Source organism: Chitinophaga sp., from assembly GCF_039596455.1.
Classification (GTDB): Bacteria; Bacteroidota; Bacteroidia; order Chitinophagales; family Chitinophagaceae; genus Chitinophaga.
The window spans coordinates 24,314-35,774 of the sequence record NZ_JBCNJR010000008.1; the positions used below are offsets into that span (position 1 = coordinate 24,314).

General features: G+C 55.4%; 5 protein-coding genes. All 5 read left to right on the forward strand.

All coding sequences use genetic code 11. The features are described 5' to 3' along the window. Positions 1–385: 385 nt before the first annotated feature. Genes ABDW36_RS21005 through ABDW36_RS21025 form a run of 5 tightly spaced genes read left to right on the forward strand, consistent with a single transcriptional unit; the run spans position 386 to position 11,434 of the window. Positions 386–3,430, forward strand: a complete 3,045-nt coding sequence (locus ABDW36_RS21005) for a TonB-dependent receptor (protein ID WP_343703890.1) — start codon at positions 386–388, stop codon at positions 3,428–3,430. A gap of 20 nt (positions 3,431–3,450) precedes the next feature. Further along, a complete protein-coding gene (locus tag ABDW36_RS21010; RefSeq protein WP_343703891.1) occupies positions 3,451–5,223 on the forward strand; it encodes a RagB/SusD family nutrient uptake outer membrane protein in 1,773 nt (590 codons plus the stop codon). 45 nt (positions 5,224–5,268) lie between these two features. Next, positions 5,269–8,073: a TonB-dependent receptor gene (locus ABDW36_RS21015; protein WP_343703892.1), complete on the forward strand. Its 2,805-nt coding sequence runs from the start codon at positions 5,269–5,271 to the stop codon at positions 8,071–8,073. Positions 8,074–8,098: 25 nt separating this feature from the next. Then, complete coding sequence (locus ABDW36_RS21020) at positions 8,099–9,808, forward strand: RagB/SusD family nutrient uptake outer membrane protein (RefSeq protein WP_343703893.1); 1,710 nt, start codon at positions 8,099–8,101, stop codon at positions 9,806–9,808. Between the two features lie 36 nt (positions 9,809–9,844). After that, entirely contained in the window at positions 9,845–11,434 is a 1,590-nt protein-coding gene (locus tag ABDW36_RS21025) for a hypothetical protein (protein ID WP_343703894.1), read from the forward strand. Positions 11,435–11,461 lie beyond the last annotated feature (27 nt).

Here is an 11,461-nt window from a genome sequence, read left to right on the forward strand (position 1 = left end):
AAATTAATAAAATGCCACGTGAAAACGTAAAATAATCCATCTTTTTCATGGAATCCGCTATTTAATATTTTGCCGCAGGAAAGTAGGTTTGAACTGCTGATTTAGCCTGGTACCGGAACATGAGAAGATCATCATTTTTCCACGGCAGCAATAGAACTTAAACAAACCTCCTATCACCTGTAGAACGTGCCGGAGCTTTCACTAACATAATTATTCAGGATCTTAAAATCTCGTTATGAAATGATCAATGCTTCTTTTGCTTTTATGCACATAGATACTGCCAACTTGATTCAACCAAATAAACCAAAACGTTAAACTTATAATGATGAAAAACGCTATACTCATTTTTACATGGGTATTTTCCCTTTTGTTTTTCGAAAATGCAATGTCTCAGACCACGGTAGTCAAAGGCAGGGTAACTGACGGAAAAGAACCGCTGCCCGGCGTAAGCGTAAAGATCAAGGATACGAATACGGGTACCATTACCAACGTGAGCGGCGAGTTTTCGATCAATGCAAAAGGGACGGATATCCTGGTATTGTCTTTTATAGGCTATACCACCAAAGAAGTGCCGGTAGGCGGTAAAACCTTTATCAGCACAACGCTGGCGGAGGGAGACAGCCAGCTGGGCGAAGTAGTGGTAGTGGGCTACGGCGTACAAAAAAAGGCCACGGTGACGGGTGCTATTTCTACCGTAAAGGGAGAAGACCTCGTAAAAGCCCCGGTAGCAGGCATCAGCAACGCCCTCATCGGCATGGCGCCGGGCCTGCAGGCCGTGCAGAACTCCGGTGAGTTCGGGAACGACAAGGCCACCATTTACATCCGCGGCATGGCCACGCTCAATGGCAGCGGCAGAAATCCCCTCATTATGGTAGACGGGGTGGTGCGTGAAACGTACAACAACCTCGACCCCAACGAAATTGAATCTATCAACATCCTGAAAGATGCTTCCGCCACAGCGGTTTTCGGGGTGCGCGGCGCTAACGGCGCTATTATCATCACTACCAAACAAGGTAAGGTGGGCAAGCCGCAGGTAAGCGTAAGCAGCAACCTGGCGGCCATTCAGCCTACTATTCTGCCGGAGCTGCTGACCTCGTACGACTATGCGCTGCTGCACAACGAAGCGGCCCGCAATTCAGGCGTGACGCCCCGCTTCACGGAAGAAGACATCCGCCTGTACAAGACCGGTGAAGATCCCATCTTCCACCCCAGCAAGAACTGGATAGACGAGATGATCAAACCGTTCTCCTTCCAGCAGAACTATAATGCAAACGTTTCCGGCGGTACGGAAAAGCTGCGGTACTTCACCTCCCTGGGCTATTTCAGCCAGAGCGGCGGTTACCACCAGCCGGAGCAGAGCTTCGGCTTTCCGTACAAACATAAATATGACAAGTACAACATCCGGATGAACTTTGATTTCAACCCGGTAAAAGACCTCACCATTTCCGTGCGGCTGGGCAACCAGATCACGGATAACTACATTCCCAACGGCGGCGCCTGGGGCGCGTTTGACAAGGCGGCCAACCTGCCGCCCATGACCAGCCCCGGTTTTGTGGAAGGGAAATACATAGAAAGAATTATGGGCCTGCCCTCCGGCGTGCCCAACTTCAACCCCTGGGGACAGGCCGGCCCCACCAGCACCGGCGGCGCCTTTGTAACGGAAGATTATTCCAGCACGCTCAATACCAACCTGGTGATCAACTATGACCTGGGCCGCTTTGTAAAAGGCCTGTCTGTACGGGCCACCGGCGCGTATGACAGCTACTATATGAAAAGCGCGCGGCGCACCAAGCTCTTCCCGGCGTACACCATCATGAAAGATCCGAATGATCCTTCCAAATACATCATGTACCAAAGCTCGGACACCGGGCCGTTCCAGGGCCTGAGCGAAGGCGTTTCTGACAACAATAAATGGCGCAAGATGTACACGGAAGCGGCTATTGACTATAAACGCACTTTCGGCAAACATACCGTAACAGGCCTTGCACTGGGCAACTTTGAGTACGGCTATTACCCCAACATGGCGTTCAAGCTGCCCACCGGTTACCTGGGGGTGGTAGGGCGTGTTACTTATGACTATGCCAACCGTTACATGGCGGAGATCAATGCAGGTTACAATGGTTCGGAAAACTTCATGGAAGGCAAACGTTTCGGTTTCTTCCCGGCGTTCTCCCTGGGCTGGACGGTAACGGAAGAGCCCTGGATGCCTAAAAACAAAGTGCTCACTTTCCTGAAGTTCAGGGGCTCTTACGGCGAAGTGGGGAATGACAAGATAGGCTTTGACCGGTACCTCTACCTGGACGGCCCGTACACACTTACCAACGGAGATTTTCAGGCCGTGGTATTTGGAGAGGCCGGCTCTAACATGGCCCGCTACAACATGTACCGGGAGGGTAAGCTGGGTAATCCTGACGTGACCTGGGAACGTGCCCGTAAAATGGACCTCGGCGCTGAAATGCGTTTCTTCTCAGACCGCCTTTCTTTCACCGGCGACTACTTCACTGAAAAAAGGAATAACATCTTATGGCGGCTCAACACTGTTCCGGAACTGGTATCTGCAGATCTGCCCGCCGCCAACATCGGCAAGGTGGAGAACAAAGGTTACGAGCTGGAGCTGGGCTGGAAAGATCATGTGGGCAAACTGGACTACTGGGTGAAAGGCGCTTACTCCGTTGCCAAAAACAAGATCATTTACCAGGATGAGGCTACCAACCTGCCGCATGAGTACCTGCGGCGCACCGGCCGCCCCCTGAGCCAGTACTTCGGCCTGGTCTTCGAAGGGTTTTACAATACACAGGAAGAGATAGATGACCCCAAGCGCCCCAAATCAGATTGGGAAGGCGCGGGCCTGAAGCCGGGAGACATGAAATATAAAGACCTGAACGGCGATGGCCGCATCACCGTGAACGATATGGGCCCGGTGGGCTATTCCAACTGGCCGGAAGTGACCTACAGCGTATCTGCAGGCGCCGCCTGGAAAGGGTTTGACATGTCCGTACTGTTCCAGGGAACAGACAGGGTATCTGTGAGCTTTGCTTCCGCCGCCGCCTATCCCTTCACGGCTGAATGGGGCTCTGCGCAAAAGTGGCACCTGGAGCGGTGGACGCCGGAGCGCTATGCCGCAGGGGAGAAGATCAGCTTCCCCCGCGTGGAGCTGTCTCCAGACAAACAGCACAACTACCAGGCCTCCAGCTTCTGGATACAGGACGCTTCTTATGTACGCCTCAAAAACCTGGAGCTGGGCTACCGCTTCAGCTCCAGGGCGCTGCAACGCATCGGCTTAAAATCCATGCGCGTGTACATGAGCGGCAACAACCTGATTACCTGGACGAACATGAAATACGCCAAAGACCCCGATGCGCGGGAACTGTGGGGGAGGGTATACCCTTCCATGCGGGTGTATAACGGCGGCGTAAACTTTCAATTTTAAAGAACCTGAACTTACCTGATATGCGAAGGAATGTATTTTTAAAAGGCAGCCTGGTAGTGGTACTCACCCTGTTGTTCACAGCCTGCAAAAAACTGGAGAAGCCGGTGAGCAGCGAGGTAACGCTCAAAGAGGTGTTCGGCTCCAAAGACAAGGCGGAGCAGTTTCTCTGGAACGTGTACAGCACCTGTTCCATATTCGAATTTCCGTATTACTGGAACTCTACCAGCAGCGGCTATTACCACTACGGCGCTACATACACCATACTGGCAGCAGCGTGTGACGAGGCAGACGCTTACGCCAACTACACCGGCGCCGAAGCCTTCAACAAAGGAAACTGGGGGCCCTCTGATATTTACTGGTACGAGTTCCGTAGCGAGTTTTGCTATAAAGGCATCCGCAACGCCAACATCTTTATAGAGAACATAGACCAGTCTCCTTTCTCAGACCAGGAAAAGGCCGCCATGAAAGCGGAGGCCATTTTCCTGCGTGCGCTGATGCACTTTGACCTGATGCAGCGCCTCGGCGGTGTGGCCATTGTAGACAAAGTGCTGAAAGTAAGCTCTGCGGAAGATATTCCTGAAGTGACCATTCCCCGCAGCACCTTTGCGGAAACAGTAGACTTCATTGTAAAAAGCTGTGACGATGCGGCTAAAGACCTGCCTAACGTGTATGAGAGCCGCTTCCGCGGCCGCATCGTGAAAGGCGCCGCCCTGGCGCTGAAGGCCAGAACGCTGCTGTACGCCGCCAGCCCGCTGTATAATTCCGGCGAGCCGTACGTGCCGGTATCAGACCCCGCCCTGCGCGCCATGGTAGGGTATACAGACGGGTATAAAGAAGACCGCTGGCGCCTGGCCGCAGAGGCCAGCAAGGCGGTGCTGGACTGGGCTAAAACGGAAAGCGGCTGGTGTGGCCTGTACATGGGCAAAAACAATCCGGTAGACCGTTATGAAGAGATCTTCATCAATCCCAATAATAACGAGATCATACTCGATGCGGGCCTGATGGGCACCAATACCAACAACTACTTTGTACGTTTCCTGACACCCGGCATGGTGGTGTACGGCGGTACAGACCCCGTGAACGTAGGCATCACCTTCAACTTCACCAGGTTCTACCAGAAAGCGGACGGTACGGACCAGGTGTGGAATGAAACACCGGGCACGGCCTATCCCTACTCGGAGTACCAGCGGAAGCTGGGCGAGCTGGAGCCGCGCTTCCAGGCGTCGGTGTTCCAGTCCGGCACCGAATGGTCTCGCGGTACCAACGTTCGTTATCATTTCTACGAGCATGCCGCCCGCCAGCTGGACCGCTACAACGGCGTAGGTTTCCTGCGCAAGTTCGTAAAGGGCGTATCCAACAACTCCAGCCCGGCGCCGCGCTGGATCACTTTCCGCCTGGCGGAGTTTTACCTCAACTATGCGGAAGCGCTGAACGAGATCAACGGCTCCTCTTCTGAAATCACCTGGGCGCTGAACGAAGTGCGCAGCAGGGTGAACATGCCTGGCATTGCCTACACCGGCCAGGCAGAGATGCGGGAGAAGATACGCCGGGAAAGGGCGGTAGAGCTGGCCTTTGAGCAGCACCGTTACTTTGACGTACGCCGCTGGAAAATTGCAGGGCAGGAGGGCGTGATGAAAGGCGGCATGTGGGGCCTCAAGCTGGCCGGTGGCGCCAACCCCACCTACACGCTGCAGAAGTTTGAAGACCGGGCCTGGGAAGATAAAATGTACCTGTACCCCTTCCGCGTGAGCGAGACCAACCTGGGATACATTGTACAAAACCCCGGATGGTAAGGCCATGCAAAAACAGCTATTTGTTTTTATTCAACAACCACAGTCATGAAAGTTCAACCGCATAAACATATACTTCCCGCCGCCGCGCTGCTGCTCTCCCTGGCCGCATGGCCGGGCACGGCAGCCGCACAGTCTGCCCCCGCGCAAGACTCGCTGCAACGGCTGGCTTACGGCTCCCAGCCCAAAGACCAGGTAACCGTTTCCGCTGCCTCTGTGAGCGGCGCGGAGCTGCGCAAAACGCATACCACCAGCCTCTCCAATACCCTCATAGGCCGCCTGCCAGGCCTCGCCATCATGAACAACGGCGGGGAGCCGGGCTTTGACGACCCGGACGTTTTCATCCGCGGCCGCCATACTACCGGCAACAACGGCCAGCTGGTGCTGGTAGACGGCATCCAGATCAACAGCCTCAGCTATCTTTCCGTAGATGAAATTGAAAGCGTAACGGTGTTGAAAGATGCCGCCGCGCTGGCCCTCTTCGGCGCCAAAGCGGCCAACGGCGCCCTGCTGGTTACCACCCGCAGGGGCAGCAAAAGCAAAAAGGTCAACATCGGCTTCAACGCCCGCTACGGCTTCCAGGCGCCTACCGTTATGCCCAAGCTGGCAGGCTCTTACGATTATGCCAGGCTGCATAACGAAGCCCGGCAGAATGACGGGCTGGCGCCGCTCTATACCCAGCAAGACCTTGACGGTTACAGGGCCGGCACAGACCCTTACCTGTACCCCAATGTGAACTGGTATGATGAGGTGCTGCGCAAAAGCTCGCCCCTGCATGATTACAGCCTCACCTTTGACGGCGGCGGCGAAACGGCCCGGTACTTTGTGATGCTGGGGTATATGAACAACCAGGGCCTCTACGCCGGTACAGACGGGAAGAACAACGCCAACATCCAGTTTCAGCGCATCAACTTCAGGGCCAACGTAGACCTGAACATCACCAAAAGCCTTACCGTACAGGCAGGCCTGGGCGGCAATATGCAAGACAGGAAGTTTCCGCCCATCAGCACGGCAGACATGTGGCGCAACATGGTGACCTACGCGCCCAACCTCTACCCGGTGAGAACGCCTGAGGGCAAGATCACCGGCAGCGCCAACTACCCCAACAACCCGGTGGGTTATTTGCTGGAGAAAGGCTACCAGAGCCGGCATGACAGGAACATCCAATCTACCGTGCGCGTTACCCAAAAGCTGGACGTGATCACGCCCGGCCTGGAAATATTCGGCGCCATGATGTTTGACAACGAGTTCAACGGCCGGTATGACAAGCTGCGCAATTACGCCTACTATGAACCCATCCGCACCACCGGCCCTGACGGGCTGCCGCAGGTGAGCTTCCTGGAACGCGGGCTGAATACAGACCTCACCGTTACCACGGGCAACGACTACGAGAACAACCGCATCATCTTCAACGGCGGCCTCAACTATAACCGCCGCTTCAACCAGCACGGGCTGGCCGCCATGGTGATGTTCCAGCGGGATAAATATACCGTGCTCAACAACCAGAGCGCTTTTGCCATGGAGAACCTGGCCGGCAGAATTTCTTATGACTACCAGCAGAAATACCTGGCGGAATTTTCATTCTCCTACAGCGGCCTGGAAAACTATCCTCCCGGCCGCCGCTTCGGGTTTTTCCCCGCGCTGTCTGCCGGATGGCTGCTGCACAAGGAAGATTTCCTGCAAAACAGCCGCACCATCAGCTACCTCAAGCTGCGCGCCTCCGCCGGGCTGGTGGGGAATGACAGGGGAGCGTCCCGCTTTGCTTACAACCAGTATTGGGGAGAGCAGTCCAGCCAGGGTTATTACTTCGGCACGGGTACTTCCTTTTCCCCGGCCTTTGTGCAGCTGGGCATGGCCAACCCCAACATTACCTGGGAGAAAGGCCTGATCTACAACTTCGGCGCAGATGCGGCTTTCCTGCAAAACAAACTCAGCCTTACGCTGGACGTGTTCCGCGAAAACCGGTATGATATACTCGTGAACATGGGCAACGTGATACCCGGCCTGGCGGGCATTCCCACCGCGGCCATGGAGAACAGGGGCAAGGTGCTCAACTACGGTACGGAAGTATCTGCCACCTGGAAAGACAAGGCCGGCAGCGTGAACTACTTTGCGGGCGGCCAGTTTTCCTTTGCCCGCAACAAAGTGACCGAAGCGTACGATGTACCGCGCAAGGAAGCCTACGCTTCCCGGCAAAACCAGCCGGTGGCGCAATACTTCGGCCTGGAGGCGCTGGGCTTTTTCAAGAACGAGAGCGACATTGCTTCCAGTCCCACGCAAACTTTCTCCAACGTACGCCCCGGAGACATCAAGTATAAAGACCAGAATAACGACGGCATTATAGACATCAATGACGAAGTGCCCCTGGGCCGCCACAGCTACCCGGAGATCAACTTCTCCTTCAACGCCGGCGTGGAATACAAAGGCTTCAACCTGGAACTGTTCTTCCAGGGTATGGCCAACAGAACTATTTACATGGAAGGTTACCTGTTCCAGCCCTTTGCCAACGGCGCCAACATTACCGACTGGTACATGGAAAACCGCTGGACGCCGGAACGCCACGCCGTGGCCACTGCGCCGCGCCTGACCACGGAGCCTAACCCGAACAACTACCGCGCGTCAGACTTCTGGTTCCGCTCCGGTTCTTTCCTGCGGCTGAGAAACGTGGAGCTGGGCTATACGTTCCCCAAACACATGCTCCGCAAGCTGCACATGCAAAACCTGCGCATATTCGTGAGCGGGCTGAACCTGCTGAGCTGGGATAACCTGGATGCGAACATAGACCCGGAAACGCTCAGCATAGGCTACCCGGTGCTCAAAACATATACAACAGGCCTAAGCGTCAATTTCTAGAACCGTGGACTTTAAAAGATATATCATGAAACTTTCACAACTTATATCAGGGCTCATCTTGCTGCTGGCCATGCTCACGGGGTGCAGCAAAAACTTCCTGGAAAGGGAAATACCCGTCAACTACAGCGAAGACGAGATATTTGTGAGTTACGAACGCATGAGCAAGGTAGGCTACGGTGTGTATACCTTCCTGTTCAACCGCTTCGGCTTTCACCGTATAGACAATGCCATGCTGGCCTCCGCCAGTGATGAGGCAGACCATGCGGACGTGAACTCTTCCATTCAGCGGTTCAACATGGGCACCTGGAATGCCGCTTCCAACCCGGAAGACTGCTGGGCGTATTTCTACCAGGGCATCCGCCGCGCCAACCTCTTCCTCCAGAACTCTGAAGATTACAAGAACATCATTTTCCGGGATACTATAGACGTGGCCAACAAAGCCAAATACGAGTACAACGTGCGTGACATAGAATGGCTGCGTGCGGAAGTGCGCTTCCTCCGCGCGTTCTATCACTTTGAGCTGGTGAAGCGCTACGGCGGCGTGCCCATTATGGAGAAGGCCACTACCGATGTAGCCGAGCTGCAGGCCATGACGCGCAAGAGCTTTGATGAATGTGTGGAATATATTGTGAGCGAGTGTGACGCCGTGCTGCCCCTGCTGAAAGAGACCTGGGTAGGCTTTGACTCCGAGAAGTGGCGCGGCCGCGTTACCCGCGGCGCGGCGCTGGCCCTGAAGGCCCGCCTGCTGCTGTATGCCGCCAGCCCGCTCCACAACCCGTCTAACGACGTGGCTAAATGGAGAAAGGCCGCACAAGCCGCTCATGATGTGATTGCCCTCAACCGCTACTCCCTGCACAGCAATTACAAAGACCTGTTCAGGCTGGGCAACGGCGCAGACGGCAACGCCGAAGTGATCTTTGCGCAGCATGGCTGGTCAAGGAACGACTTCGAGATGTACAACTATCCCATCGGGTACGACCAGGGCGGCCGTGGCAGCACATCGCCCAGCCAGAACCTGGTAGACGCCTACGAGATGAAAGCCACCGGCCAGCCTATTGGCGAGCCCGGCTCAGGCTATGACCCTGCCAATCCCTATACCGGCCGGGACCCGCGCCTGGCCCTGTCTATCCTGACCAACAACACCACCTTTAAAAACAGGCCGGTGGAGAGCTGGGTAGGCGGGCTGGACGGTCTCGGCAAGCCCCGCGCCACTACCACCGGCTACTACCTCCGCAAGTTTGTGGACGAAGGCCTGAACCTGGCGCAGAACCAGTCCAGCATGCACACCTGGATACTGTTCCGCTACGCGGAAGTGCTGCTGAACTACGCAGAGGCCATGAACGAAGCTTACGGCCCTGAAACCACCGGCGGCATGACGCTCACCGCCAAAAAAGCGGTAGACATGGTGCGCGCCCGCGCCGGCATACAGATGCCGCCGCTGCCGCCCGGCCTTTCACAAGCTGAAATGCGCGAGCGCATCCGCAACGAGCGCCGGGTAGAGCTGGCCTTTGAAGAGCACCGTTTCTTTGACGTGCGCCGCTGGAAAATAGCCATGCAAACGGAAAACAAACCCGTAATGGCCATGAGCATTACCCGCAACGCCAATAATACGTTCAGCTACCAGGTCATAAAAGCAGAAGACAGGCAATTTACCGAACGCATGTACCTGTATCCCATCCCGGAAGTGGAGGTGTTGAAAAGCAATGGCAACATCACACAGAACCCGGGCTGGTAACAATATTTCAGTATTGATGCTTTCAAATTAGTACGAATGAAAAACACAATTCTAAAATTTTCGGCAGCAGCGGCAGTGGTATTACTGGCCGCTTGCGCCAAGGTACGCCTGTTCCCCGATACTGTTTCAGACAAAGTGCCCCAGCTGAAAGAGGCCGCCGCGCAGTTCCTGTGGATAGGCCCTGAATACAAGCTGGCGCTGCAGGCCAAACTGGAAGACGGTGAAGGTATCAGCAAGGTGAGGATCAAGAACGGCGAGTGGGAAATTGATTCCGTGCTCACCGTGAACAACCAGCAGTCTTTCACCATCAACGATACCTTCCTGGTAGTGAAAGACGTGAACGCCACCAAACACATTGTGGAGCTGACCATTACCAACAGCAAAGGCGGCGTGGTAAAAACGAACATAAACGTGGAAGACCTTTCCGCGGAAAACCAGATACCCGGCTACAGTCCTGACCTGGTGCCGCCCGCCATCACCGTTACCAAGCCCACCGTTACCAAATACCTGGGCTTCAGCAACGATGCCATCAACCTGGACGTGGAGGCGGATATCAAAGACTCGAAGATCGCTTCTGTGGAAGTAAGGGTATGGGGCGAAACGGCCGCCGGCGAGCCGCTGCTGGTGGAAGACGTGAAAAAGCCCGCTAATGCAGATGAGGAAAAGAATTTCAAATATGCCAGAACGTTCTCCCTGCCCGCCGGTAAAGTAGGCGAGTACCAGTACGTGGTAAGATCTACCGATGCCGCCGGCAACAAATCAGTGAAAGGCGGTACCATTACCGTGGGGTACATAGACAGGCTGTACCTTTCGGACGCCGAAACTGAGGCCGAGGTGTTGAACCAGGGCTTTGACCACTATGGCAACGCCCGCGGCATCGGTACCCTTCTTTCCATGAAAAAGCAGGGCGCCAATACTTTTGAAGCGGATTTCTACTACCGCAATGAAGCCACGGACAATATCCGCTTTGTGGCCTTCCTGGGTACAGACATGCCCTTCATCACCAACCAGAGCAAGGTGAACTACACCCTCACAGGCCCCAACGTGGTGGCCATGAGCGCCACGGAGTCAGGCAAGATCACCACCAGCCTGGCCGCGGCCGGCTTCAAGCTGCCCGTTAGCCAGAAAGGGTATTATAAAGTGACGGTAGACATGACGGCCCGCACCGTGAAGGTCACTTCTTTCACGCCGCCCGCGCCCGCAGACGCTACCAAATACCCCGGCTGGACGGCCGCCAACCCCTGGGCTTACCTGGCCGTAACCGGCGCTTCCGTGGTAGGTACGGCCGGATGGACGGAGGTAGCCACTTCACCCAAGCTCAACAAGGAGGCCAACCATGCGTACCTCTACACCGGTACGTTCAAAACACAGGGCAACTCGGAGAATATCAGCTTTAACGCGCCCCTGGCCGCCAACACTGATGTGTGGGGCAAAGGCTGGTTCAGGATGGTTGCCGCCCGCGCCAATATGAAAGACGATTACGGCAGCCTGATCACCAAAGTGGGGCCGGTAGGCGCCAGCGGCGGCGGGGCCAACTGGGGCTTCTCCCTGGCACAGGCAGGCACCTTCAAAGTGACGTACGATATTGTTTTGCAGAGAATGAGAGCAGTCAGAACCGGCAACTAGCGCCAATAACTTTCTAAAAATATCATG

Coding starts and splice junctions, on each gene's coding strand:
- ABDW36_RS21020 (WP_343703893.1), top strand. CDS start 8,099: ATGAAACTTTCACAACTTATATCAGGGCTCATCTTGCTGCTGGCCATG.
- ABDW36_RS21005 (WP_343703890.1), top strand. CDS start 386: ATGTCTCAGACCACGGTAGTCAAAGGCAGGGTAACTGACGGAAAAGAA.
- ABDW36_RS21010 (WP_343703891.1), top strand. CDS start 3,451: ATGCGAAGGAATGTATTTTTAAAAGGCAGCCTGGTAGTGGTACTCACC.
- ABDW36_RS21025 (WP_343703894.1), top strand. CDS start 9,845: ATGAAAAACACAATTCTAAAATTTTCGGCAGCAGCGGCAGTGGTATTA.
- ABDW36_RS21015 (WP_343703892.1), top strand. CDS start 5,269: ATGAAAGTTCAACCGCATAAACATATACTTCCCGCCGCCGCGCTGCTG.